This is a genomic window from Mesorhizobium sp. BAC0120 (assembly GCF_033542235.1).
Taxonomy (GTDB): Bacteria; Pseudomonadota; Alphaproteobacteria; order Rhizobiales; family Rhizobiaceae; genus JAWRCU01.
Genome location: NZ_JAWRCU010000008.1, coordinates 1 through 24,917, shown reverse-complemented (window position 1 = coordinate 24,917; position 24,917 = coordinate 1). Strand labels below are relative to the sequence as shown.

Annotated in this window: 27 protein-coding genes; 17 read left to right on the top strand and 10 right to left on the bottom strand. The window is 63.8% G+C overall.

The annotated features are described in order from the left end of the window. Positions 1–117: 117 nt before the first annotated feature. Positions 118–1,434, top strand: a complete 1,317-nt coding sequence (locus SAZ10_RS18610; protein WP_318610856.1) for a replication-associated recombination protein A — start codon at positions 118–120, stop codon at positions 1,432–1,434. A gap of 5 nt (positions 1,435–1,439) precedes the next feature. On the opposite strand, the gene SAZ10_RS18605 is transcribed toward SAZ10_RS18610, so the two are convergent. The 4 genes from SAZ10_RS18605 to SAZ10_RS18590 form a co-directional block, all read right to left on the bottom strand. Continuing rightward, on the bottom strand, positions 1,440–2,195 hold the full coding sequence (locus SAZ10_RS18605; RefSeq protein WP_318610855.1) for a hydroxypyruvate isomerase family protein: 756 nt from the start codon (positions 2,193–2,195) through the stop codon (positions 1,440–1,442). Further along, positions 2,195–2,848 carry a 3-oxo-tetronate 4-phosphate decarboxylase gene (gene otnC / locus SAZ10_RS18600; RefSeq protein WP_318610854.1) on the bottom strand — a complete coding sequence of 218 codons (654 nt, stop codon included), beginning with the start codon at positions 2,846–2,848 and terminating at the stop codon, positions 2,195–2,197. Before otnC ends, SAZ10_RS18605 begins: the two co-directional genes overlap by 1 nt. After that, complete coding sequence (gene otnK, locus SAZ10_RS18595) at positions 2,845–4,113, bottom strand: 3-oxo-tetronate kinase (protein WP_318610853.1); 1,269 nt, start codon at positions 4,111–4,113, stop codon at positions 2,845–2,847. The genes otnC and otnK overlap by 4 nt, the downstream gene beginning before the upstream one ends. Positions 4,114–4,199: 86 nt before the next feature. Next, positions 4,200–5,381, bottom strand: a complete 1,182-nt coding sequence (locus tag SAZ10_RS18590; protein ID WP_318610852.1) for a Gfo/Idh/MocA family oxidoreductase — start codon at positions 5,379–5,381, stop codon at positions 4,200–4,202. A gap of 278 nt (positions 5,382–5,659) precedes the next feature. On the opposite strand from SAZ10_RS18590, the gene SAZ10_RS18585 reads away from it, so the two are divergent. The 8 genes from SAZ10_RS18585 (at position 5,660) to SAZ10_RS18550 (ending at position 14,631) form a co-directional block, all read left to right on the top strand. Further along, positions 5,660–6,532 carry a MurR/RpiR family transcriptional regulator gene (locus tag SAZ10_RS18585; protein ID WP_318610851.1) on the top strand — a complete coding sequence of 291 codons (873 nt, stop codon included), beginning with the start codon at positions 5,660–5,662 and terminating at the stop codon, positions 6,530–6,532. A 94-nt stretch (positions 6,533–6,626) separates the two neighbouring features. Next, the gene (locus tag SAZ10_RS18580; protein WP_318610850.1) at positions 6,627–7,409 is read left to right on the top strand and encodes an SDR family oxidoreductase; all 783 of its coding nucleotides are present in this window, start codon (positions 6,627–6,629) and stop codon (positions 7,407–7,409) included. Further along, positions 7,406–8,911 carry a mannitol dehydrogenase family protein gene (locus SAZ10_RS18575; protein ID WP_318610849.1) on the top strand — a complete coding sequence of 502 codons (1,506 nt, stop codon included), beginning with the start codon at positions 7,406–7,408 and terminating at the stop codon, positions 8,909–8,911. Before SAZ10_RS18580 ends, SAZ10_RS18575 begins: the two co-directional genes overlap by 4 nt. Before the next feature lie 41 nt (positions 8,912–8,952). Then, on the top strand, positions 8,953–9,867 hold the full coding sequence (locus SAZ10_RS18570) for a sugar phosphate isomerase/epimerase (RefSeq protein ID WP_318610848.1): 915 nt from the start codon (positions 8,953–8,955) through the stop codon (positions 9,865–9,867). Between the two features lie 51 nt (positions 9,868–9,918). Then, positions 9,919–10,959 (top strand): ABC transporter substrate-binding protein, encoded by a 1,041-nt coding sequence (locus SAZ10_RS18565; protein ID WP_318610847.1) that lies wholly within the window; start codon positions 9,919–9,921, stop codon positions 10,957–10,959. A gap of 179 nt (positions 10,960–11,138) precedes the next feature. Continuing rightward, a complete protein-coding gene (locus SAZ10_RS18560) occupies positions 11,139–12,674 on the top strand; it encodes a sugar ABC transporter ATP-binding protein (RefSeq protein WP_318611077.1) in 1,536 nt (511 codons plus the stop codon). Then, entirely contained in the window at positions 12,671–13,645 is a 975-nt protein-coding gene (locus SAZ10_RS18555) for an ABC transporter permease (RefSeq protein ID WP_318610846.1), read from the top strand. The genes SAZ10_RS18560 and SAZ10_RS18555 overlap by 4 nt, the downstream gene beginning before the upstream one ends. After that, positions 13,642–14,631: an ABC transporter permease gene (locus SAZ10_RS18550; protein ID WP_318610845.1), complete on the top strand. Its 990-nt coding sequence runs from the start codon at positions 13,642–13,644 to the stop codon at positions 14,629–14,631. Before SAZ10_RS18555 ends, SAZ10_RS18550 begins: the two co-directional genes overlap by 4 nt. 96 nt (positions 14,632–14,727) lie before the next feature. On the opposite strand, the gene SAZ10_RS18545 is transcribed toward SAZ10_RS18550, so the two are convergent. From SAZ10_RS18545 to SAZ10_RS18525, 5 genes are all read right to left on the bottom strand, one after another. Continuing rightward, positions 14,728–15,162 carry a type II toxin-antitoxin system VapC family toxin gene (locus SAZ10_RS18545; RefSeq protein ID WP_318610844.1) on the bottom strand — a complete coding sequence of 145 codons (435 nt, stop codon included), beginning with the start codon at positions 15,160–15,162 and terminating at the stop codon, positions 14,728–14,730. After that, entirely contained in the window at positions 15,159–15,407 is a 249-nt protein-coding gene (locus tag SAZ10_RS18540; RefSeq protein WP_318610843.1) for a hypothetical protein, read from the bottom strand. Before SAZ10_RS18540 ends, SAZ10_RS18545 begins: the two co-directional genes overlap by 4 nt. 45 nt (positions 15,408–15,452) lie before the next feature. Then, positions 15,453–16,988 carry a cation:proton antiporter gene (locus SAZ10_RS18535; RefSeq protein WP_318610842.1) on the bottom strand — a complete coding sequence of 512 codons (1,536 nt, stop codon included), beginning with the start codon at positions 16,986–16,988 and terminating at the stop codon, positions 15,453–15,455. Positions 16,989–17,316: 328 nt separating this feature from the next. Next, on the bottom strand, positions 17,317–18,396 hold the full coding sequence (locus tag SAZ10_RS18530) for an S-adenosylmethionine:tRNA ribosyltransferase-isomerase (protein WP_318610841.1): 1,080 nt from the start codon (positions 18,394–18,396) through the stop codon (positions 17,317–17,319). Beyond that, positions 18,393–19,121 (bottom strand): SDR family NAD(P)-dependent oxidoreductase, encoded by a 729-nt coding sequence (locus SAZ10_RS18525; RefSeq protein WP_318610840.1) that lies wholly within the window; start codon positions 19,119–19,121, stop codon positions 18,393–18,395. The genes SAZ10_RS18530 and SAZ10_RS18525 overlap by 4 nt, the downstream gene beginning before the upstream one ends. A gap of 85 nt (positions 19,122–19,206) precedes the next feature. Between SAZ10_RS18525 and soxR the strand changes: the two genes are divergently transcribed. From soxR to SAZ10_RS18485, 8 genes are all read left to right on the top strand, one after another. Next, positions 19,207–19,641: a redox-sensitive transcriptional activator SoxR gene (gene soxR / locus SAZ10_RS18520; protein ID WP_318610839.1), complete on the top strand. Its 435-nt coding sequence runs from the start codon at positions 19,207–19,209 to the stop codon at positions 19,639–19,641. 117 nt (positions 19,642–19,758) lie between these two features. Continuing rightward, positions 19,759–20,619 carry an SAM-dependent methyltransferase gene (locus tag SAZ10_RS18515; protein WP_318610838.1) on the top strand — a complete coding sequence of 287 codons (861 nt, stop codon included), beginning with the start codon at positions 19,759–19,761 and terminating at the stop codon, positions 20,617–20,619. A gap of 40 nt (positions 20,620–20,659) precedes the next feature. After that, the gene (crcB, locus tag SAZ10_RS18510; RefSeq protein WP_318610837.1) at positions 20,660–21,067 is read left to right on the top strand and encodes a fluoride efflux transporter CrcB; all 408 of its coding nucleotides are present in this window, start codon (positions 20,660–20,662) and stop codon (positions 21,065–21,067) included. Beyond that, entirely contained in the window at positions 21,064–21,570 is a 507-nt protein-coding gene (crcB, locus tag SAZ10_RS18505; RefSeq protein ID WP_318610836.1) for a fluoride efflux transporter CrcB, read from the top strand. The genes crcB (SAZ10_RS18510) and crcB (SAZ10_RS18505) overlap by 4 nt, the downstream gene beginning before the upstream one ends. Next, a complete protein-coding gene (locus tag SAZ10_RS18500) occupies positions 21,567–21,914 on the top strand; it encodes a DUF190 domain-containing protein (RefSeq protein WP_318610835.1) in 348 nt (115 codons plus the stop codon). The genes crcB (SAZ10_RS18505) and SAZ10_RS18500 overlap by 4 nt, the downstream gene beginning before the upstream one ends. Positions 21,915–21,992: 78 nt before the next feature. After that, a complete protein-coding gene (locus SAZ10_RS18495; protein ID WP_318610834.1) occupies positions 21,993–22,979 on the top strand; it encodes an RluA family pseudouridine synthase in 987 nt (328 codons plus the stop codon). Beyond that, positions 22,976–23,890, top strand: coding sequence for a DMT family transporter (locus SAZ10_RS18490; RefSeq protein ID WP_318610833.1), 915 nt, complete (start codon positions 22,976–22,978; stop codon positions 23,888–23,890). The genes SAZ10_RS18495 and SAZ10_RS18490 overlap by 4 nt, the downstream gene beginning before the upstream one ends. A 4-nt stretch (positions 23,891–23,894) precedes the next feature. Next, positions 23,895–24,683 carry an ATP12 family chaperone protein gene (locus SAZ10_RS18485; RefSeq protein ID WP_318610832.1) on the top strand — a complete coding sequence of 263 codons (789 nt, stop codon included), beginning with the start codon at positions 23,895–23,897 and terminating at the stop codon, positions 24,681–24,683. Here SAZ10_RS18485 and SAZ10_RS18480 read toward each other — a convergent pair. Further along, a partial coding sequence (locus SAZ10_RS18480; RefSeq protein WP_318610831.1) for a hypothetical protein occupies positions 24,680–24,917 on the bottom strand: 238 nt, incomplete at its 5' end. The genes SAZ10_RS18485 and SAZ10_RS18480 overlap by 4 nt on opposite strands.

Genomic DNA, 24,917 nt, shown 5'->3' with positions numbered 1-24,917 from the left:
CGCCCGCACCTACGTTCTGCGGATGAGTGAAGGGCTGCATGACGAGATCGCTACATCAATCCCGAGGCGATTGTAGTGCGGCGCGGTAGGAGTTGCTTTGGGTGAAGCGGGATTCTGATGGCTGATCTTTTCGAGCCGGATCGACAGGAGGAGAAGGCGCCTGCCGCGCGGCCGCTCGCGGACCGGCTGCGTCCGAAGAGACTGGAGGACGTGGTCGGCCAGGAGCATCTCACCGGCCCGGATGGCGCGCTGACGCGCATGATCCGCTCGGGCTCGCTGGGCTCGATGATCTTCTGGGGCCCGCCGGGTACAGGCAAGACCACGGTCGCGCGGCTGCTCGCCGGCGAGACCGGGCTCGCCTTCGAGCAGATCTCGGCGATCTTCTCGGGCGTGGCTGACCTGAAAAAAGTGTTCGAGACGGCCAGGCTTCGGCTCGCGAACGGCCGCCAGACATTGCTCTTCGTGGACGAGATTCATCGTTTCAACCGTGCCCAGCAGGACAGCTTCCTGCCGGTGATGGAGGACGGCACGGTGATCCTGGTCGGGGCCACGACGGAGAACCCGTCCTTCGAGCTCAACGCCGCATTGCTGTCGCGAGCGCGGGTGCTCGTCTTCCACTCTCTCGGCGAGGATAGCCTCGGGAAGCTGCTTGCGCGGGCCGAAGAGGCGGAGGGCAAGCGACTGCCGCTCGACGAGGAGGCGAGGGCGGTTCTCCTGCGCATGGCGGACGGCGACGGCCGAGCCTGCCTTACGCTCGCCGAAGAAGTCTGGCGCGCGGCCAAGCGCGACGAGGTCTTCGATGCCGCAGCGCTGCAGGCGATCGTACAGCGCCGCGCACCGATCTACGACAAGGGCCAGGACGGCCATTACAATCTGATCTCGGCGCTGCATAAATCGGTGCGCGGCTCCGATCCCGATGCCGCGCTCTATTATCTCGCGCGCATGTTCGATGCCGGCGAGGATCCGCTCTATATCGGCCGCCGGCTGGTTCGCATGGCCACCGAGGACATCGGTCTCGCCGACCCGCAGGCGCTGGTGATCGCAAATGCGGCCAAGGACGCCTATGATTATCTTGGCTCGCCCGAAGGCGAACTCGCCTTTGCCCAGGCCTGCGTCTATCTCGCCACCGCACCGAAATCGAATGCCGTCTACAACGCTTTCTCGGCGGCCACGGCGGCGGCGAAGCAATACGGCTCGCTCCTGCCGCCCAAGCACATTCTCAATGCGCCGACCAAGCTGATGAAGGCTGAAGCTTACGGCAAGGGCTATCTTTACGACCACGACCAGCCCGATGCCTTCTCCGGTCAGGACTACTTCCCGGAGAAGATGGGCCGCCAAACCTTCTATGAGCCGCCCGATCGGGGCTTCGAGCGAGAGATCAGGAAGCGGCTAGATTATTGGGCGAAGCTCAGGAAGGAACGGGGCGGCGCTTAGGGCAACTAGCGTTCGCCATAGTCCCCTAGCCAGGCGAACGATCCGCTCAGTTGCTTGTATTCGGCACCGAAGAAGCCGCTATAGCCTGCGCTGGCAAAGGCGGGCAGCAGCCAGCCAAAATTCACCTCGCCATGATCCGGCTCTGCGCGATCGGGCACGGCCGCAAACTGGATATGGCCGATGGCATCCAGGTGCTGCTCGACCGTCCGGAGAAGGTCTCCGTGTACGATCTGCATATGGTAGCAGTCGTACATCACCCGGACCGCGCCATCTGTGGCTTCGATGACGCGCAGCGCCGTCGGCAGGTCGGCCAGAAAATAGCCGGGCGCATCCCGCGGATTGAGCGGTTCGATCAGGATACCGATGCCGTGCGGGGATGCTTTCTCGACGGCGTAGCGCAGATTGTCCGTGAATGCCTGGAATGCTCTTTCTCCGGCGGATCTTCCTGCCATGACGTGGATATTGCGACAGCCCGTGACAACGGACCAGGCAACCGCCTGATCGATTGCGGCGCGTGCTTCAGCCTGCCGTTCCGGCAGGGCCGAGAGGCCGAAGTCGCCCGCCGCGACATCGCCTCGCGCCGTGTTGACGCCGAGCAGCGGCAAGCCCGTTTCGGCGAGCGCGGCGGCCACCGCTGAAGCATCGGTCTCGTAGGGCCAGTGCATTTCGACGGCATCGAAGCCTTGCCGCTTCGCCGCACGGATGGCCTCGGGCAGTTCGAACTCGCGGAAGAGAAATCCCAGATTGGCGGATATACGCATCAGTCGTCCCATTCGATGTCGAAATGCTCAACCAGTCCACGCACTTCGGCGTCGGAGAGAAGTTTGGGCCGCATGCCCTGGGTCAGGAACGTGAGCTTCGCCGTCTCCTCGAGTTCTTCCATGGCATATGCGGCGGCCTCCAGATCCTTGCCCGCGACGACCGGCCCATGATGGGCGAGCAGGACGGCCGAGCGCTTGCCGGCCAGCCCGCGCACCGCATTGCCCATCGCCGGATCTCCTGGACGGAAATAGGGGAGCAGCTTGACCTTGCCGAGGCGCATGATGGAGTAGGCCGTCAGCGGCATGAAAACGCTGTCCGGATCGATGTCAGGCAGCAACGAGACCGCGACGGAATGGGCGGAATGGAGATGCGTCACGGCGCCCGTTTTCACTGGCCGCGTCTCGTAGAACGCCGTGTGCAGCGGCATCTCCTTGGTCGGCTTGTCGCCGGACACGAATCTACCGGCGGCATCGAAGAGACAAAGGCGCATCGCATCGAGTTGGCCGAAGGACGAGCCTGTCGGCGTCACCAGAAGCCGGCCGTCCCCGAGGCGCGCCGAAATGTTCCCCGAACTCCCAGCGGTCAGGCCACGCGCAAACATCGATGCGGCAATGCGGCAGATCTGTTCGCGCAGCCTGGTTTCCTCGCTCATCGTCCGAGATCTCCCGCGAGAACGCGCGCCGCTTTGGCAAAGAAGTCGGGGCCGCCGAAATTGCCCGATTTCAGCGCTAGCGTCATGCCCGTGTCGCCCGCCCTCAATGATGGCACGCCGGGGTCTATCTCTGGCCCGATTTCAAAGGACGGTATGGCAAGTGCCGATACGACCGCACCAGATGTCTCGCCGCCAGCCGTGACCAACCGGCGTACCCCGCGCGTGACCAGTTCGCGGGCGAGCGCCGCGAAAAAGCCCTCCACGGCCTGGGCGACCCGCTCTCTCCCGAACCGCTTCTGGGCCATGGCAACGGCGTTTGGCTCGGCCGAGGAATAGACCAGCGGCGGTCCGCCTGCGCTCTGCTCGGCGATGACCCATTCCGCATACTCGGCCGAATAGGCGACGCCAGCTACGATCGAGTCAGCGTCCGCTTCGCGAGCCGGGAATCTCGCACGATGTTCTGCGATCTGACGCCGGCTCATGGTTGAGCACGAGCCGCACAAAGCTGCCGACGGACCTTCAGCGCCCATCCATTCTGAACCCGCCGAGCCGATCAGGCCGGCGCGCCGGAAGTTTTCGGGCAGCCCCAGCGCGATGCCCGATCCGCCGCTCAGCAGGATGTCGCCGGCTGCAGCCTTGCCAATCGCGGCCAGGTCCTCGTCGCGTATCGCATCGACGACCAGGTATCGCGCGCCTGTTGCCGCAGCCGTTTCTATCGCGTCGGCGATCGCTTCCGGACCCTTGGCTACGGCACCATAGGCGACATGGCCGATCTGCTGCGGAGTTTGCAAAGCGAGCCAGCGTCTGAGATCCGGATCGGTCATCGGTGTCAGCGGATGCTTCTCCATTCCGGATTCGCTCAACAGACGGTCGTTCACGAAGAGATGACCCTGATAGATCGATCTGCCCGTCGCAGGAAAAGCGGGGCAGACAATGGCGCGAGCAGCGCCTAGCGCCTCCGAAAGGGCATCGAGGACGGGACCGATATTCCCCGCGGGCGTCGAATCGAAAGTGGAGCAGTATTTGAACAGGAACTGACGGCATCCTTGCCGCCTCAGCCAGTCCAGTGCGGCGAGCGACTGCTGTACGGCGACAGCGGCCGGGATGGTGCGGGTCTTCAGCGCTACGACACCGGCCTCTACGGCTGGATCGGCGGGAATGGACGGCACGCCATTGAATTGCACCGTCCGCATGCCGCCCTTCGCCAGCGTGTTCGCCAGATCGGAGGAGCCCGTGAAATCATCCCCAATGCAACCAAGGATCATGTCTCAGCCCACCTCCGACTTTACGAATTCGGCTTTGCACAAAATGCTCTCTCGAAGGATTGCATGCTGGGCAGGACCACATCATCTCAAAGGAGCGCGGGCGTCCAGACTCCACCTGCGGATTGCGATGCGACGGCTGCCGCGACGAATTTCACGCCGCGGGCGCCATCCTCGACATCCGGCACCAGGCTGGTGCGTGCCGGATCGACCGCACCGCCCCTTCTATGCGCCCGAATGATCTCGGCGGCGTCGCGGTAGAAATTCGCGAAGGCCTCGATATAGCCTTCCGGATGGGCGGCCGGCATGCGCGAGACGCGGCGGCTTTCTCCAAACGAGCCGTGCCCGCCGCGCATGAGCGTGCGGCTTTCCTCACCATAGGGAGAAAAGCGCAACTCCTCCGGCCGCACGCCGTTCCATTCGAGGCCAGCCTTGTCGCCGTAGATGCGGACCGACAGGTCGTTGTAGTGGCCCGGCGAGGTCTGGCTTGCCAGGATCGTGCCGCGGGCGCCGCCCGACCAGCGCACCAGCACATGGGCATTGTCGTCGAGCCGCCGACCGGGCACGGCCGTGAAGAGATCGGCTGCGACCGCTTCGGCTTCGCGTCCCGAGACGAAGCAGGCAAGGTTGAACGCGTGCACGCCGATATCGGCGAGCACGGCCGATTGGCCGGCGCGCGCGGGATCTGTGCGCCATTCGGCCTGCTTCTGGCCCTCGGCGTCGATCGGCTGCGTCAGCCAATCCTGGATATAGGATGCGTGGATGGCGACCAGTCGCCCAAGCTCGCCGGAAGCGACCATTTCCCGCGCCTGGCGCACCATGGCATAGCCGGTGTTGTTGAGCGTCACGACGAATTTGCGCCGGCGTTCGCGCGTGAGGGCCACCAGCGCTTCGGCTTCGGCCAGCGTCGTGGAAAGCGGCTTGTCGCAAATGACGTCAATGCCGGCCTCGAGAAAGGCGGTCGCGACAGGCGCATGGAGGTGGTTCGGGGTGACGATGACCACGGCTTCTATTCCGTCGGGACGGGCGGCCTCGGCACGGGCCATCTCTCGGTAATCCGTATAGCTGCGATTGGCTGGAAGGCCGATCTCCGCGGCCGACGCCATGGCATTTTCTGGATCCGAGGACAGCGCTCCGGCCACCAATGCGATCTGGTCGTCGAGCCGCATGGCCAACCGATGCACGGCACCTATGAAGGCATTGCGCCCGCCGCCGACCATTCCGACCCGCAGCCGTTCGGCCCTCGACCCGTCAGCAGTTGCGTAGACCATCTTGCAGTTCCTCCCTCGAGGCTCGATGTGACGACGGGTAACTATACGGAATTGGAGCTCATTTCGAAGCAGATTTCCATTTTTCGAATTGTGAAAATTGTCGTACCGTCAAAAACCTGCCGCCTCCGGCAAGTCGACATTTCGTGTCAGCGATCCGGTTGGGCGACATCAGGGGCCGTCTCCACAGATCGATGCCGGGGAATTGTATGGCCAACGGGACGACGCGGAACTCCAGAAGGCCGGCCGAAGCTGGTGTGCGGAAAAGCGACTCAGCCAAAATGCTGCCGAAGAAGCAGGGCAGGGCTCGAGGCGAGGCAGCTCTCGGCTATGCCAAGCCGCGGACCTATGAGGATCTTAGAGCGGTGCTCTCGTCGGGCACGCTTCACTTTCCCAAGCGCTTGCGCCAAGTCGCGATCTTCCTATGGCAGCATCCAAAGGATGTTGCTCTCGGCACGATCAGCCAGGTTGCTGAACAGGCCGGCGTACAGCCCTCGACCCTGGTCCGTTTCGCCAAGATCTTCGGCTTTGGCGGCTTCTCGGATTTCCAGGAAATCTTCAAGGAGCATATCAAGGGATCCTGGCCGGATGCGAAGAGCCGAAACGGTCTGCAGCGCAACGGCACCCCGGCACCCCCCAATCTGCATTTCGTGCATGGGCTGGTGCGCGCCTCACAAGCTTCTCTCGGCCGCATCGGCGACAGCTTCGACATAGAAAGCTTCGAACGGATGATTGGAGTGCTGGCCGAGGCAGATCTCATCTACGTGATCGGCAGCAAGCGCGCCTTCCCCGTCACGGCCTATGTGTCGCTCGCTTTGTCGCAGCAGGGAGTGCGGAACGTGCTGATCGACAATGTCGGGTCCACCGCTCTCGATCAGGTAAGCTGCGTCGGCGCGAAAGATGCGGTGCTCGCCGTCAGCTTCAGCCCGTACAACTCCATTACTCCCGACCTTGTGGCCGCGGCCCGCGAAAGGAACGCGCGGATCGTTTCGATCACCGACAGCATGTTCAGTCCACTGGTCAAGCTCTCCGACACCTGGGTCGAGGTGATCGAGTCCGATTTCGCCGGCTTCCGTTCGCTCGCCGCTACCCTGGCAGTCGGTATGGCGCTGGTGCACGGCATCGCCGCGCGGCGCTCGCTTGAGCAGGGCTGACCTTCGGTCGGGGATCAGGCTCTGTCGGTTGACGCCCAGGAAGTCTCGTTCCATATTGCCAAAAATAGAAACTTCGTTCCAGGAGGAGGGAACGTTGGAAGCTCGGATCGATGGCAAGGTGACGCTCGTCACCGGCGCAACGCAGGGTATCGGACGCGCGATAGCGGAAGCCGCCGCCCGCTCTGGGGCCGCCGGCCTTCTGCTAACGGGTCGCGATTCCGACCGCGGTGCTGCGGTGGCAAAGCAGCTTTCCGATGAAGGGGTGCCGACTTTCTTCGTGGCAGCCGACCTTGCTGATGACAGCGCTCCCGCCCGGCTCGTTTCTGAATGCCTCGGCCGCTTCGGACGGATCGATGCGCTGGTCAACGCGGCTGCCCTCACCGACCGGGGATCCATCCTCGACGCGGATGTCGACCTTTGGGCGGCGCTCTTCGCCGTCAATGCACGCGCGCCTTTCTTTCTGATGCAGGAGGTCATCAAGGCAATGCGTGAGCGAGGGCAGGGTGGGGCAATCGTCAACATCCTGTCGATCAACGCATATTGCGGCGCGCCCGAGCTCGCGGTCTATTCGGCGACAAAGGCGGCGTTATCGCTGCTGACCCGCAATGCCGCAAATGCCCATCGCTTCGACCGCATCCGCGTCAACGGCATCAATATGGGCTGGACCGACACCCCTGGCGAGCGCGTGATGCAGGCAGAGACGCTCGGCAATGGCCCGGGCTGGCTCGAACAGGCAGGGGCGTCTCAGCCCTTTGGACGTCTGTTCGTGCCGGAAGACGTCGCCAATCTTGCGATCTTCCTGCTGAGCGACGCCGCAGGGCCGATGACCGGTGCGCTGATCGATCAGATGCAATCGGTGATCGGGGCGAACGCATGAGCCGATCGGAGATGCTCAGTCCGTCTTTCCTGGGCCGCCTTCCCAACGCCGTGCGGAGACCGGACTACGACCGCGGTTCACTCGCGGTCGGCATGGCCCATATCGGCGTCGGCGCCTTCCACCGCTGCCATCAGGCAGAGTATACGGACGATCTTCTCGGACAGCGCTTCGACAGATGGGGCGTCGTCGGAATCAACATCCGCAATCCGTTGCTTGCCGACACGCTGGGGCGGCAAAGCGGTCTCTACACGCGTCTTCTACGCGAGGACGGCAAGGTCGATGCGCGCGTCATCGGTTGCATGCTGTCGGTGGTGGACAGCCAGGCAAGCCCTCAGCCGGCTCTCGAAGTGCTCGCCTCTCCAGAATTCGACGTGATCACCCTCACGGTCACGGAGAAGGGCTATTGCCACAGGCCGGCGAGCGGCGACCTGAATACGGATTTGCCCGATGTCGTCCACGACATGTCCAATCCCGGCACACCGCGCAGTCTCCCGGGCCTGCTCGTGCGCGCATTGGAGCTGCGCAGGCTTTCGCATGGCCGCCCAGTTACCATCATCAGCTGCGACAACATTCCGGCGAACGGCGCCATCCTCGGCAATGTCGTGCGGTCGCTTGCCCAGCGGCGGGGAGATGATCTGCTCAGCTGGATCGAGGCAAACGCGGCCTTCCCCTCCACAATGGTCGATCGCATCGTTCCGGCGACCTCGGCGGCGGATATGGAAGCGCTGCAGCAGGACTATGGCTATCGTGACAATGCGGTTGTCGTCGGCGAGCCGTTCCGGCAATGGGTGATCGAGAACCGCTTCGCGGGCCGGGTGCCGCAGTGGGATCTTGCAGGTGCGACGGTCGTCGACGACGTGACGCCGTTCGAGCACATGAAGATGCGGATCCTCAATGCGGCGCAGTCGACGCTCTCCTATCTCGGCGTGCTTGCCGGGCATGCGCACACCTCGGATGATATGGCCGACCCGCTGCTTGCGGGCTTCGTTCGCCGCATGCTCCTCGAAGAAAGCGTCCCGACGCTTCAGCCGGTGCCGGGCATGCCGGCGGAGGACTATGTCGAGCAAAGTCTCGCCCGGCTGCGCAACACGGCAATCCGCCACCGCAACCACCAGATCGCCACCGACGGGTCGCAGAAGATCGTGCAGCGCATCCTCAATCCTATCCGCGAGCGGCTGCAGCGCGGGCAGGGCATTGCGCTCCTTTCCGTGCCGGTTGCAGCCTGGATGACCTATCTCATCTGCTCGTCAGCGAGGTTCGGCAAGAAATGGGTCGTGGAGGACCCCTATGGCGATCGCGTCGCTGCCATAGCCGAACGGGTCGGCCATGACGTGACCGCGCTCGTGGCCGAGATCCTGGCGATTGACACGATTTTCGACCCGGAGCTCGCGGCAAGCGCAGTCTTTCGCGACGCCATCGTCGCGAGCCTGAACGGCTTCTTGTCGGACGACCCGCTCGCCTGTGTCCGGCATATCTGCGGACTCGCACCGGACAGGAGTTGAATCCGGCGATCAAACGGCTTAGTGCGAAACAGGGAGGAGATATGAAGCTTGGGCTGTTAACCGCGCCGTTTCCGGCTACGCGGCTGTCGGACGTTGCCGAATGGGCAAGTTCCGCTGGCTTTGAGGCTTTGGAGATTGCCTGCTGGCCGCAATCATCCGGGCCGAGCCGCCGCTATGCGGGAACATCGCATATCGATGTTGCCGGGCTCTCGGCCTCCGAGGCCAAGGAGACGGTCGCCGCGCTTTCGGAAAAGAAGCTGACGGTCTCCGCGCTCGGTTATTACCCGAACCCGCTGCATCCTGATCCGGCTCACCGCCAGGCTGTCATCGATCACCTGAAGAAGGTGATCGCCGCCGCCGGTAGGATGGGCATCGGCCTGGTCAACACTTTCTGCGGCGGCGACGCGTCGAAGCACGTCGATGCAAACTGGGAAGAAGCGCAGAAAGTCTGGCCCGACATCATCGCGCATGCGCGGGATAACGGCGTCAAGCTGGCCTTCGAGAACTGCCCGATGATCTTCAGCTACGACGAGTGGCCGGCCGGGCACAACATCGCCTACTCGCCTTACGTCTGGCGCAGGATCATCGAAAGCTGGGACGGGGCGGTCGGCATGAACTTCGACCCGTCTCATCTGGTCTGGCAGATGATCGACCAGGCTCGCTTCATCCGCGAATTTGGCCCGCACATCAGCCATGTGCATGCCAAGGATCTGATGATCGACCGCGATGGCCTCTACGAGCGCGGCATCATGTCGGCAGGCATGGGCTGGCAGATCCCGCGCATGCCTGGACTCGGTGACGTCGACTGGAGCGTGATCTTCTCCGGCCTCTACAGGGCGGGATATGACGGGCCGGTCATCATCGAGCACGAGGACCGCCGGTTCGAGGGCAGCGACGAGCTGGTGAAGCGCGGGTTCCTGCTCGCGCGCGACGTGTTGAGCCCCTTTGTCAAATGAGGGCCAAACAGAATAAGGTTCACTGAGCACTTCGGAGGAAAGGAACGTTCAATGAGTAAGGTAAGATATCTGGCAGCGCTCCCGCTGCTCGCCGGCGTGGCCGTGATGGCCTCGGTGGCCGCGTCGGCTGCCAAGGACAGCTACACGATCGGTGTCTCCAATACCGTGCAAGGCAATGGCTGGCGCGAGGAGATGGTCTGCGCCATGAAGGCGGAGGCGCTCGCCTCGGGCAAGGTCTCGAAGCTCAATATCGCCCATCGTAATACCGACGCCGCCGGCCAGCTCGAGGACATCCGCAACCTGATCAGCGCCGGCGTCGACGCGATCGTCGTGAATCCGGCTGATCCAGCGGGAATCAACGCGGCGCTCAAGGAGGCCACCGGCAAGGGCATCGTGGTCGTTGCCGTCGACCAGGCCGTGACCGAGCCTTCTGCCTATGTGATCTCGAATAACCAGGAACAGTACGCCTATTTGGGTGCCAAATGGCTGTTCCAGAAGATGGGCGGCAAGGGCGACGTGGTCTATATGCGCGGCGCTGCAGGCGCGTCTGCGGACAGCGACCGCGACAAGGGCTTCAAGAAGGCGCTGGCCGAGTTCCCGGACGTGAAGGTCGTGCATGAGGTCTTCACCGGATGGCAACAGGACCAGGCCAAGCAGCAGATTCTCGACTTCATAGCGAGTGGAGTGCCGTTCAACGGCATCTGGACCTCCGGCATCGACAACGTGATCGTCGATGCGCTGGTGGAATCGCAGGCTCAGCTTGTCCCGGTCGTCGGGGCAGACAATGCGGGCTTCGTCGGCCAGCTCAATTCGGTCAAGGGACTTGAGGGGGCGGCGGTGACCAATCCCGGTTCGATCGGAGGCGCCGGCGTGACGCTTGCCCTGCAGATCCTGGACGGCAAGAAGCCCGCACAGCAGACCGTTCTGGTCGACCCGCAGATCTGGGACAATGCATCCGACGAGGGCAAGGCCAAGCTCAAGGCCGCTGCCGATCCGTCGCTCAACCCGGAATGGCCGGTCAGCATCTCGATCCCCGACTGGACCACCTACACCAAGGATCAGATCATCGCCTGCAAGGGCCCGGGGGAATAAGCCGCAAAAGCAGGCATTCGTGGGTTGTCCCATGAATGCCTGCGTATCCTTTGTTTGTCGCAGGATCTCGTCGCAAACCGTGTGAGGCTTGTGCAGACCTGCTTACCTGAACGAGACTCGGGGACGCAGTCGAATCCTGCCGTCCCCGCTCAGCAACTTGATCGGCAATGCTCACGCCAGTGACGACGAAACCGCTCCTGCACGCTACCGGCGTGGCGAAAAGCTACGGCGCAGTGGCTGCGCTGCGCAACGCATCGCTCGCCGTTCTGCCCGGTGAGGTGCATGCCCTCATGGGCGCGAACGGCGCGGGCAAATCCACCCTCGTCAAGATTCTCACCGGCGCCGTCAGGCCGGATACCGGGCAGATTCTCATCCGCGGCGAAGCCCGCTCCGTCAATTCCCCAGCCTATGCCCGGCGTTCAGGGCTGGTGCCCGTCTACCAAGAGCCGTCGCTTATTCCTGACCTCGACATTGCCTCGAACCTTCGGCTAACGCGTACGCCTGTGGAGCCGTTCATCGGCTGGGTTCGCGAACTCGGCGTTCCCGATCTCGATCTGCGCGACGCCGCCCGCGATATTCCGCTGGCGGTGCTGCGCGTGCTCGATCTTGCGCGCGCCCTCGCGGTCGAGCCCGATGTGCTGCTTCTGGACGAGATGACCGCGGCGCTGCCGGCCAATCTGGCCGAGCGGGTGCTCGACGTGGTGCGCCGCCAGAGCAAGGCAGGGCGATCGGTCATCTTCATATCCCACCGGTTCGTGGAGATTTCAGCGCTCTGCGACCGGGCCACCGTACTGCGCGATGGCCAGACTGTCGGCGTGGTCGTCATCGCGCCCGGCGTGGAGGAACGGATCGTAGAGCTGATGCTCGGCGCCCGTATCGAGAAGACCCGCACCGCGGTCCGCCGCACGGTCGAAGCCAGCAGCCCAGCCGATGATCGTCCTCGCCTCAGCGTCCGCAATCTGCGCGTCGGCACCAAGCTCAACGACGTTTCGTTCGATCTTCGCAATGGCGAGGTGGCCGGTGTCGTGGCGCTCGAAGGCCAGGGCCAGGACGAGCTTTTTGCGGCGCTTGCCGGATCCATCCGGCCGGCTAGCGGCTTGATCGAGGTCGATGGCAAACCGGTCAGGTTCAGTCATCCGTCCGACGCGATCGGTGCCGGCATCGCCTATGTCCCCGGCGATCGCAGCGACGCCCTTTTGATGCAGCGTTCGGTGCGCGAGAACATCGCCTTGCCGTTCAGCGCACGGCTCCGCCATTGGGGACCAATCGACATTCGGCGGGAGCGGGCGCGCGTGGTGAGCGCCATCGAGCGGCTGCAGATCGACACGCGCGCACAGCGTGAAGTCCAGAGGCTTTCGGGCGGCAATCAGCAGAAGGTGACAATCGCCCGCTGGATAGCGGCGGAGGCGCGCACGCTGCTCTGCTTCGACCCGACACGGGGCATCGATGTCCGCACCAAACAGGAAATCTACAAGCTGCTGCGCGAGCTCGCCGCCCAAGGCTGTTCGGTGCTGTTCTACACTTCCGAGCTCGAGGAGATTCAACTTGCCTGCGACCGCGCCATCGTCATTTTCGGAGGGCGCGTGGTAGACGTGCTTCCTGTTGAAATTGCCGACGAAGCGGCGCTCACTCGGGCGGCCTACGGGCTGCCGCGCGATGCAAAGCAGGACGTCGGCGTGCTTGCCGACCCCGGCAGTTCGGCGAGCGCGCCGTGACCAGTGTCATTCGTCGCCAAGGCTGGGTTTCGGGCCTGGTCGTCCTGCTCGCGCTCCTTTTCGTCGTCACGAAGCTGATCCAGCCCGGCTACGGTGCGGGGGACTTCGGCTCGCTTGCTCGCGCCGTCTTGCCCTACGCTTTTGCCGTCGCGGCCCAGACGATCGTCGTCATTGCCGGCGGCATCGATCTCTCGGTGGCCGCGATGATGGCGCTGACCAGCGTCACCGCCGCCTCCATGATGAACGGCGCCAGCGAGGAATTTGCCGCGCTGGTCGTGGTGTTCGTGCTTTTGATGGGCTTCGTGCTTGGAGCTTGTAACGGTCTCCTGATCGTGGTCACCCGGGTGCCGGACATCGTCGTCACGCTGGCTACCTTGTTCGTGCTGCAGGGCGCGGCTCTGCTCGTCCTCGAAGCGCCGGGCGGCGCTGCGGCAGAGTGGTTGAAGGCGCTGATCGTCGGGACGGTTCCGATCCCTGGTGTCCCCGAGGCGATAACGGCCTGGATCCCCAAGGCGCTCGTGCTTCTCATTGTCTGTCTCGGCATCGTCTGGATACCCTTGAAGCGTTCGAGGCTTGGACTCTCTATCTACGCCATCGGCAGCAGCGAGCTTGCAGCGTTCCGCAGCGGCGTGCCCGTCGCAAGCACGAAGATCATCGCCTATGCGCTTGGCGGGCTATTCGCCGCGATGGGCGGGCTCTCGCTCACCATGAGCACGGGTATCGGCGCTCCCATTCCCGGCCCGTATCTTCTGGCCAGCGTAGCGGCGGTCGTGCTTGGCGGCGTCACGCTCGGCGGCGGTCGCGGCGGACTCGTTGGTCCTATCGTGGCGGTGTTCATACTTCGGCTCGTCCGCACCGACCTGACGCTTCTTGCCGTCGACCCGAACGTGACCACCATCATCGAAGGCGTGATCATGGTCGTCGTCGTGATGCTCGGTGCCTTCATCGCCATGAGAGGTCGGTCGTCATGAGCGAAATCGCGTCAACACCGCAGGCGGTGTCGCTGGGTCGCCGGATCAGGCGCTTCATGAGCGACCAGCCGCTGGTGCCGCTCGTCATCCTGCTCGTCCTGCTGGTCGTTCTCTTGCAGATCCTGCGCCCGGGCATCGTCAACGAGCGCTGGATCGCCAATACCGTGAAGTTTGCGATCCCGCTCGCGATCCTTGCGGGATGCCAGACCATGACCATGTTGACCGGCGGCATCGACCTGTCGGTCAGCACAGTCGCGACCATGAGCGCCTTCATTATGGCCTCGCTGGCGTCTGCCTATCATCCGGCCACGGCGATCGCGATCGCGCTCATTCCCGCGTTGCTGATAGGTGTCGCCAACGGGATTGGCATCGGCATTTTTCGCGTCCATCCGCTGATCATGACACTGGGCACGAGCCTGATCGGAACGGGCTTCTTGCAGGTCTATCAGCGCACCGTGATCTCGACGGGCACGAAGATCCCGGATTTCCTCACCTGGCTCGGAACCGGGCTCACCTACGGATTTCCCAACGCGCTACTTCTCTTCGTGCCGGTCGCCGCACTGATCATCTTCACGCTCAATCGGACAGGGTTTGGAAGGCTCCTCTACGCGGTCGGCGACAACGAGAAGGCGACCAGACTTTCGGGCGTCATCTATTCGCAGGTGATCATCGCCCTTTACGTCGTGTCGTCGCTGCTCGCAGGCGTCGCCGGATTTCTCTATGTGGGGCTGATCAAGGCGCCGTCGTCCTTGTCGCTCGCCGAGCCGCTGTTACTGCCCTCCGTCGCAGCGGCGGTCGTGGGCGGCACATCCATCTTCGGCGGCCGGGGCGGCTATGCCGGCACGATTGTCGGTGCGCTCATCCTGACCGTGCTGACGACCCTGCTTACGATCCTGCAGATGCCCGAGGGGTCGCGGCGAATCCTGTTCGGGGCGATCGTCCTGCTCGTCACGGCCGCCTATCTGCGCATCGTCGAGGATCGCTGAGAGTCCACGTTCCAGCGCAGCGGCGATCAAGACCGCCGTGATGCGCGGTGAACCGTTCCCGGGCTTGCTCGTTGACAGGTCAGGTCTCAACGCGTATCAGTTCACGGTCAACGGGTTCGTCCACTTCAAGCCGGGAAACCGGGAAAAGTCACGGTCGGTCGTGCAAAGGACAGAGCCGTGTTCAAGGGCTATGGCGGCGAGGACGGCATCCATGACGAGCGGCCCGGTCGCCTGGCCGTGGCGGACCAATCTACATAGAATATCCCAGTGACGATCGCCCGGCTCGAGAACGCTGACAGCGGGCTGAGCAAGCCATGAGGAAATCGCCGCTTCGGCTTCTGCGGCGGAGAGTGGTCGCTCGAACACGCGTGGATTGGTACTGATCCTCAGGAAAGCCCAAAGCGTAAGCCACGCGAAACGGACGAGGTCTGGCCCAGCAAGCGCCATCTCAAGCCAAGCCTTGCTTTTCGCATGTTGTTCTGCTCTCGGATTGTAGGCGTAGAGCAGAAGGTTCGCGTCGATGAGTATCACCTGTGAAGCGGGCCTTCGATCTGCTCGATGAGTTCGGCCACATTGTCGAGAGAAATTCCGGGCTTTAGCTCGCCGAGATCGCGCACTTTTATTTTGAAGGGCCCCCGCGTAGCGGTACTGCGCTTGCCCGCCAATCCATGGCGCAATGTCTCGTTGACGACGTCTCGGAAGGAACGGCCAGAGCGGTGCGATTCGGCCTTGAGCTTGGCCGCAACGTCGTCATCCAGTGTCAGGGTGGTTCGCATGCATTGATGCTAGGTGCGAGGCATCATGATGTCAACGCCGAAGCATCAGGTCGTGAGCGGCTGGAAGCGGCCGGCCGGTGCGGCGTCGAGCTCGGCCCAGTCGATCTCCTCCTCCAGCCGATGAAAGGCTTCGTCGCCTATCGTTCCGCTCGCACGTAGCCGGTAGAGCGCCTCGCGCTGATGCTTGACGGCTCGAAGCCGCAATTCGTCGTAGTCGGTCGAGGCCTGGGGGTTGGCGGCATCTTCGGCGACGCCGCGCGCGGCGAGATACTGCTTGCGCATGACTTTGGCTGCTATCGAGTCGTCGCCTTCAAGGCTGTCGAGCGCAGCCTGGAGGACGACAACGCGGCCGCGTGAGACGTCGTCTTCCACTGACCGATCCTCCTCGAAACGCAACAGCCTGAGCAGCGGCTTCAGCGTCAGACCCTGCAGGACCAGCGTGCCGAGCACGACGAAAAATGCGGATAAGACGATCGGGTCACGGCCAGGAAAACCGGCCGGCAGCGCGAACGCCGTTGCGAGCGTGACCAGTCCACGGACGCCGCACCAGGATATCAGCACGTCGCCGCGAAAGGCTGATTTGGTCTGCTGCGAGCGTCGAAGGCTCCGCTGGGCGGCCCCGCTGGCAAGCACCCACATTATGCGCACGGCAGTGACGGTTGCCAGCACGGCAATTGCCAGCGCGAGCGCTTCGAGCAGGTGTTCCTTGGAAAGCCCCGCAAGGATGGGGCGAGCCTGGAGGCCCATGATCAGGAAGGCAAGCACGTTGAGAACGAAGACCGCCGTCTCCCACACGGAATAGGAACTTACCCGGTTGCGAGCCGGCATGCGGCTCGGGGCTCGTTGGGCGAGCGTCATGGCATACACGACCATCGTGATGATCGCCGAGAGACCGATGCGCTCGGCGAGCAGCCAGACGCCAAACGTCCCGACGAACTGAAGGATGGTGCCGCTGGGCGCATCGTGAACGGGAGCGGTCGCGACGATGTAGAGCCGGCCGAGCAAATAGCCGGCAGCCACGCTTGCAACGGCGAGCAAAACAAACACCGGACCGTCGCTGGCCAGCATGAACGAGCCGGTCGCGGCGGTTACGGCCATGCGGTAGATCACAAGCGCCGTCGCGTCATTGAGCAGAGTCTCGCCCTGCATGATGGCGAGCAGCCTGCGTGGCGGACGGAATTGGCTGAGCACGGCGCTGGCCGCCGCCGCATCGGGAGGCGCGACAATTGCGCCCAATGCGATCGCGGCCGCCAAAGGCAGCCCGGCAATCTTTTGGCCGACAAAGGCGACAGCCGCGGTCGTGAGTACCACCGCGACCAAAGCGAGGGAGGCGATCGGCCAGGCATAGCGCCGGATGTCGCGCGGCGAGGTGTCGAAGGCGGCATCGAGCAGCACCGGCGCGATGAAGAGCGCGAGGGCGAGATCAGGTTCAATGGTGATCGTCGGAGCGAAGGGCAGGAAGCCGATCGCCGCGCCGGCGGCCGCAAGGAACGGCGGGTAGGGAACGCCTAGCCGCCTGGCCACGCCGGCCAGCAGGACCGCAACAAGCAGCAGCGCGAGGGTTAATTCGAAGAGAACCATGTCTCACCAGGGTGTGCCGGCGGTGAATTCTTAGCCTGCCCTGCGGTGCCATCATAGCACCCTGCAGGTTTCCTGCGATCGCGTTGGCGCACTTACCTCATGGAGGTAGTGTGCCCATCGCCTGCAGGGCGTTCGCCGATGAGATCGACCCCACTCCGGTTCGCTTCGCGAACCACCTCCCCCTCTCGATGGAGGAGAGGAAGCGCCGGCCCGTAATGCCAGGCGCACTTCCTCTCCCGTTTTGAGGGGGAGAGGTGCCGAGCGAAGCGGTGGGCCTGCCGTGTCATTTGCGATTGTCCTGCTATCGCCTGGGGAATGCAGACAGGCTTCAGGCGGAGATGCTGAGCGCCGAACGCGCACGATCGCTTTCGCGGGGCAGAGCCGGGCGCCAGCGCTCGAGCAGCATGGAATCGCCAAACTCGTGAGCGCGGTAGCCGTTCCTGTCGAGTGTTGCGGAAATTCGGTCCAACTGTGTATCGCCGGCAAACGCCCTGAGCAGCTCGAAATGGCTTTCGCCCGGCTGATGGACACCCGTGAGGATCGCATCGACGACGCTAAGACGCGTCTCTCGCCCTATGCGGCCGCTCGCGAGGCCCATCCCGGCGTGCACGCCGCCATCCGGCTTTGCCGCCGCTTCGAGCGCGCGTACGACCGTCGTGCCGATTGCGATGATGCGCCGCCCCTGCGACTTTGCGCGAAAAACGGCCGCGGCGGTAGTGTCGGGTATATGGTACGGCTCGTCGAAGGGTAGCCGTTGGTCAAGAACGGGATCGCCGGTCGATGAGATTCCGGCGGCGTGGGTAAGGGTCATGAAGCCAGCGCCGCGTTGCCGCCAGTTGGCGAGGGTGTGCCAGTCCAGCGCGAAACCAGCCGATGGCGGCTCGAATGATACAGGCTCGGCGGCGATTGCCGTCCAGACATCCCATAGGGCAAGCGGCTCGGGAACGTGCGCGTATTGGATCGGCCGTCCGTGACGTGCAATCCCGGCGAGCAGGGCTTGAGGATCTCCCGTGAAGCGCAGCTCGACCAGGCGAGGGTGATCCAGAACACGCTCCACGACCGCCTTTAGCGGGCCGAGTTGAAGGCAGTCGCCCGGCGACAGCGCCGGCGGGGATGGTCGATCTTCGGTACGCATGCGGTAGTCGCCTGCTCCAAAGGCTATCGCTGCAAACCGCGTCGGGTCCGCGGCCGACACCCAGCCAGCCAGGCGGATTTCGACAGGCTGGCCGGTGGCCGTGCGGATACCTGCCAGGCTCGCAGGCAATGTCGCGGCGTCGTTCGCCACGATCAGATCTGCTGGGCCGAACAAGGCTGCGAGAGCGGCCCGCGGCAAGTTGCGGATCGAGCCATCCGCCTCGACAACGAGCAGCCTCGCGGATCGCCGGTCAGGGTGGTCGGCGGCGATCATGCCTCTGCTCCAGTGCGCTCTTCGACGGCGATTGGCAGCGCGGCCAGCATCTTCCCGATGATCTCCGCAGCGGCTGTATTGGGGTGCTTCAATGTAGAAGTGTCGGCGTCGGGCACGGCGAGAGCGTGCAGCGGCGTATCCATGTCGCCGGGGTCGACGGCGAGAAAACGCACGCCGTGATCCTTCGCCTCCTCGTCCCAGATCGCCGTCATATGGGCGAGCGCGGCTTTGCTCGCGCCATAGGCGCCCCAGCCCGGATAGGCGTTTACGGCCGCGTCGCTCGATATGTTGATCACGAGCGCGCCCCGGCGATCGCGTGCGGAGGCGGCGAGCGCCCCGAACAGGGCTTTGGTCAGGCGAAATGCGCCGACAAGGTTGACGGCAAGGGCAGCCTCAAGCTCCTCGCACTCGGTGTCGGCGAGAAGCGCGAGCGGCACCGGGCCGAGGCTCGACGCGTTGTTAACCAGCACATCGAGCCCGCCGAGAGTGCCCGCAATCTGCATTGCGATCGGGTAGATGTCGGTCTTCCGCGCGACGTCTCCGACAATCCCGTATGCGCCCGTTTCCGCGGCTGTACGCTCGACGGCCGAGGCTGTGCGGGCAACGAAGGCGACGCACGCGCCGCGCGCCGTTAGCAGATGCACCAATGCCAACCCCAGGCCGGAGGTCCCGCCTGTGATAGCCACGCGAAGTTCCCTGAGATCAGTAGCCTTTTTCCTCTGCATTGCTGCCGTTCCTTCTTTCGAAGATCGCTTGCTACAAGTTCAAGTGAACTTGAAGTCAAGCGGAAATCATGCTTGAAATCGAGTCATGGATTCCATGCTGACCATCAGCGACGTCTCGCGGCGCAGCGGCGTCGCATCGTCGGCCCTACGCTTCTATGAGGAGCGTGGGCTGATCACATCGGAGCGGGCAGGCTCGGGACATCGCCGCTTCCCGCGCTCGGTGCTCCGACGTATCGCCTTCATCGTGTTCGCGCAGCGGATCGGGTTGTCGCTCGAGGAGATCGGCGCGGAACTCGCCAAGCTGCCGGCCGACCGCGTTCCCACGCGCCGCGATTGGGCGCGATTGTCAGGCGAGTGGACGAAGCGTATCGACCAGCGCATAGCCGAGTTACAGCGACTGAGGTCGGGACTGACCGAATGTATCGGCTGCGGATGCCTGTCGATCGACCGTTGCAGCCTGGCGAACCCGGCGGACCATGCCGGGCGCAAGGGCCCGGGGCCGCGCTATTGGGTCGGCTGAACACACTGCCGGAACTAGATTTTCCAACAGGCTGCCGGGATTCACCGCCAGACTCGGTTCTGTGGCATTGTTAGAGTGAACACCGAACTGCACGCGAGTTTTCTGGTAGGAGAATGGATGGCCATGGCCCGCCGGAGCAGGCACCTTGAGGAAGCCCGCACCCTTTATGCGCGGATGATGGCGGCGGCGAGCGGTTCGACCGACCCCAGGCTGGAACGCATCTTCGAACTGGTGCCGCGCGAAGCCTTTCTGCCGCCCGGCCCCTGGCACATCAAGGTCGAGCACGGCCTGGTCGAGACGCCGAGCGCCGACCCGGCGCTGCTCTACCAGAACGCACTCGTCGTGCTCGACCAGCAGAAGGGCATCAACAATGGCGAGCCCTTTCTGCACGCCAGGTTGATCGGCGCGGTCGCGCCGCAGCCGGGCGAGACGGTGATCCAGGTCGGTGCCGGTGGCGGGTACTACACGGCGATGCTTTCCATGTTGGTGCTTCCGGACGGCAAGGTCTTCGCCTACGAGCTGGACGGACCCCTCGCGGAGGCGGCACGTCGCAACCTCACGCCGTTCGAGAACGTCACTGTGCTTCTTCAGAATGCAGTCGAGGGCGCGATCGAGCCGTCGGATGTCATCTATGTGAATGCCGGTGTGGTCGCGCCGCCACGGTCCTGGCTGACCGCCCTGAAGCGGGGAGGGCGCATCGTGTTCCCGTGGCGGCCGGCAAATGACATCGGGCTCGCGGTGCTCGCGCGGGCCGAACATGCCGGCTCCGAACCGATCGGGTTCTCGACTCGGATCCTGGGGAACGCTTGGTTCATCCCGTGCGAGGGCGCGTCGGACGAGGAGGCTTCGATCAGGAAGCCGACGGTGCGGGAGGCACGTCAGGCGAGGGCGATCTTCCTTCGTTCGCAGCGCGAGCCGGATGCATCAGCTGTCGCCGTCTATCCCGATCTCTGGTTTTCGTCGCAGGCGTTGCGGTAAGAGCCGGGTAATTTTCGCAAATACACGTGCTCTGGAACCAATGCAGGAATCTTTGTTCAACTTGATCTGGGTGGTGCTTGGCAGCGCCTTCGGCGGGGTAGCTCGCTTCTTCCTCTCCGGCTTTGTCGGCCGGCGGATCGGCGAAACGTTTCCCTGGGGCACGCTGGCGGTCAATATCAGCGGCGCCTTCACGATAGGGGCGATTGCTGCTGCGGCAGACGCCCGACTGCTGTTCAATGTACCGGAGGCGTGGGCGCTGGCCGTGACGGGGTTTCTCGGTGCCTATACGACCGTATCCTCATTCAGCCTGCAGACGTTGGCGCTCGCGCGTGAGGGCGACTGGCTGCGTGCCGGCGGCAACGTGGTTCTGTCGGTGGTGTTGTGCCTCACTGCTGCAACTTTGGGCTTCAACCTCGGGGCAAGGCTGCTTGCCGGAGCCGCGTTGTGAGCCGGCCGCTGAAGCGTGTACCCGAAGAGGGCGACAAGCAGCGGGAGGGCGGGCGTAGCAGCCCGGCCAGAGGCGGCGCACCCATGATCGGCGACGTCTTCCTGACCTATGCTGCAGTCGGGCTGGGAAGCGTGATCGGCAGCGTGCTGCGCGCCCTCGCGTCCCTGGCGAGCGTCGCGCTGTTCGGCGCTGGCTTTCCTCTGGGCACACTTTTCGTGAACGTGACCGGTTCGTTCCTGATCGGCTTCTACGCCACTCTGACCGGTCCGGAGGGCCGCCTTTTTGCGAGCTCGCGCGGGCGCCAGTTCATGATGACGGGAGTGTGCGGCGGCTACACCACCTTCTCTATGTTCAGCCTCGAGACCCTGCGCCTCGCACAGCGCGGCCAGTTGAACGCCGCCGGGCTGAATGTCGGAATCTCTGTCGTCGCGTGGCTGACAGCCGTCTGGCTCGGTCACGTCCTTGCTTCGCGCTTGAACCGTCTGAGAGGAGCAAAGCAATGAGGATACCGAACCAGGCGCAGCTGTTGCGCATCTTCATCGGCGAGAACGATCGCGACGAAGGCCGCCCGCTCTACGAATCGATCGTGCTCAAGGCCCGCCAGATGCAGATCGCCGGCGCGACCGTGCTCAGGGGTGCGATGGGATTCGGCCATTCCAGCCGGCTGCACACGACGAAGATTCTCCGGCTCTCGGAGGATCTTCCACTGGTGATCGAGATCGTCGACAGCGAGGAGAAGATCAGCGCATTCCTACCGGTGCTCGACGCCATCATGACAAGCGGCCTGATCACGCTCGAAAAGGTGCAGGTCCTTCAGTACGGGAGGGACGGCCGTTCACAGGCATGATCGTCGCCCCTTCGCTGGGACTGTGGTCAAAACCGGACAAAATGCTATTGCCCAGGCTCGACAGGGAAAGGCACTGAAGTGGCAGGTGTTGAACAGATAGCCGTCGAGCCGGGTGAGGCAGGCATGCGCCTCGATCGCTGGTTCAAGGCGCATTATCCGGGGCTCGGCTTCGGCGAACTCCAGAAGCTCTTGCGGTCCGGCCAGATCAGGGTCGACGGCGGGCGGGCCAAATCCGATACGCGCGTCGAGCCGGGCCAGGTGGTGCGCGTGCCGCCGCTCGCCGTCGACCGCAAGGGCAGCGGCGATCTCACGCCGCGCACCATGCGCGACAAGGGCGACGCTGAGCTGCTTGGCCAGATGCTGCTCTACGAGGACAAGAAGGTCTTCGTGTTCAACAAGCCGGCCGGCCTCGCTGTGCAAGGTGGGTCCGGCGTGTCGCGCAGCGTCGACCACATGCTCGAAGCCTGGCGCAACCAGAAGGGCGAGAAGCCGCGTCTCGTGCACCGGCTCGACCGCGACACTTCCGGTGTGCTGGTCGTGGCGCGCTCCCGGCTTGCAGCCATGAAGCTCTCCGAGGCCTTTCGTGGCCGTGATGCGAAGAAGACCTATTGGGCGCTGGTGCGCGGCGTGCCGAGGAAACGCGAGGGCGAGATCTCGACCTGGCTCATCAGGGAGCCGACCGAGGCCGGCGACCGCGTACGGGTCGCAAAGCATGGCGAGGAGGGCGCCGACCACGCCGTGTCGCGCTATCGTGTCGTCGAGCAGGCAGGACAGTCGCTTAGCTGGCTGGAGATGGAGCCGCATACGGGCCGCACGCATCAGCTTCGCGTGCATGCTGCCCATCTCGGGTGCCCGATCATCGGCGACCCGAAATATTTCGAGGCTGACCAGAATTGGGAGTTCCCGGGAGGCATCCAGAACAGACTTCACCTGCATGCCAGGCGCATCGTCATCCCGCATCCCGATGGCGGTGTGATCGACGTGACAGCGCCGCTGCCGCCGCATATGCGGCAAAGCTGGAATTTGCTCGGCTTCGACGAGTCGAGTGCAGAGGAAGAAGGATGAGCGCAGCAGTGGGGACGCTCGACCGGCGCGAATCAATAGACAGCGCGGCAGCCGCTCTCATGCTGCTGCTGACATTCTCCTGGGGTTTGAACGGTGTGGCCGCCAAGGTCTCCAATATCGGCTTCAGCCCGATATTCGTCACGGTCTCCCGGTCCATGATCGCGGCGGTCCTGGTTTTCCTGTGGTGCCGCTTCCGCGGCATCCGTCTGTTCGAGAAAGACGGGACGCTGTGGAGCGGTTTACTCGCCGGGCTGCTGTTCGGCGCCGAGTTCTTCTGCATCTTTTTCGGGCTCGACTACACCACGGTCGCGCGCAGCGCACTGATGGTCAATACTATGCCGTTCTGGGTGCTTCTCGGCGCGCATTTCCTGCTCGGCGAAAAGATTTCGACTACGAAGCTCGGCGGTCTGACCCTGGCTTTTGCCGGCGTCGTGCTGGTGTTTTCAGACAAGCTCAGCCTACCGGGCCCACAAGCGATCAAAGGCGATCTGCTGAGCCTGTGCGCGGGCGGATTGTGGGCGGCCACCACGCTCGTCATCAAGTCGACGAAACTCACCCATGCGAGCGCGGAAAAGACCCTGCTCTATCAACTCGCCGTTTCGGCCGTGCTCGTGGCACCGTTGATTCCGCTCGCCGGACCGGCGCTACGCGAGGTCTCCGCGCTAAGAACCGGCGCGCTGCTGTTCCAGGCGATCTATGTCGTCGCGTTCACATACATCCTGTGGTTCTGGCTGATGCGCCGCTATCCGGCCGCCGGCCTGTCGAGCTTTGCTTTCCTGACACCGGCGTTCGGCGTCTTGCTTGGCGGGTTGCTGTTGAAAGAGCCGCTCAGCATCCGCATCTTCCTGGCATTGGCGTTGATCGCCGTAGGGCTGATCATCGTCAATCGGCCGCAACGGAAGAAGGCTTGATGTAATGCGTGAACTTCTGACCGATCTCGAAGCAGGGCGTCAGCTCAGCGATCCGGATCCCGTGCGCCGGGCGCAGAACCAGATGAAGTCGGCCGCCGCCCGACGATTCTATAAGACGGTCACGGTAGAGCGGGAGGGCGACGGCTTCTCCGTGCTGCTCGATGGCAGGGTGGTGAAAACGCCTTCCGGCAATGCGGTGATACTGCCGACCGAGAAAGCGGCGCGGCTCGTCGCCGAGGAGTTCGACAGTCAGGGCGACAGGATCGACCCGCTCACCATGCCGGTCACCAGACTGGTCAACACCGCAATCGACGGTGTCGCCGCCGATACACAGGCCGTGCTCGAGGACATTCTTCGCTTCTCGTCCTCTGATCTCGTCTGTTACCGTGCGGAGAGCCCGGACGCGCTCGTCGCCCGACAGGCCGAAGCATGGGATCCGGTTCTCGATTGGGCTCGTGCAGCACTTGGTGCCCGCTTCTTTCTCGCCGAAGGCGTCATGCATGTCGAGCAACCGCGCGAGGCGATCGGGGCGGTCGGCCTGCATCTGCGCCAGCGCGAGGACGCGTTTCGCCTCGCAGCGCTTCACGTCATCACGGCGATCACCGGCTCAGCGCTGCTCGCCCTCATGTTCGAGGCGGGTGCTCTCGATGCGGAAGCGGCATGGAATGCTGCGCATGTCGATGAGGACTGGAATATCGAGCATTGGGGGCTCGACGCAGAGGCCGCCGCGCGCCGGACAGCCCGCAAGCGCGACATGATAGGCGCGGCAGCTCTCATCGAGGCACTGCACTAGCGGCGTGCGTTCAAATTGAACCACCACGCCGCTCTATCTCTTTGTTTCCGCATCGGATTCGTCCGAAAACCGCTTTCGCACTTTTCGGCCGATGCGCTAGGCAGTCGGCCGTGAAGAATTGCCAAGTCGCTGATTTGCAGTGGGAATTTGGGGCAGTCGAAGCTGCCGATTTTGCCGGAAAATAAGTCTTCGGCTGGGGATTCCTTGCAAAATGGATTTGTGATTCCGTTGCGC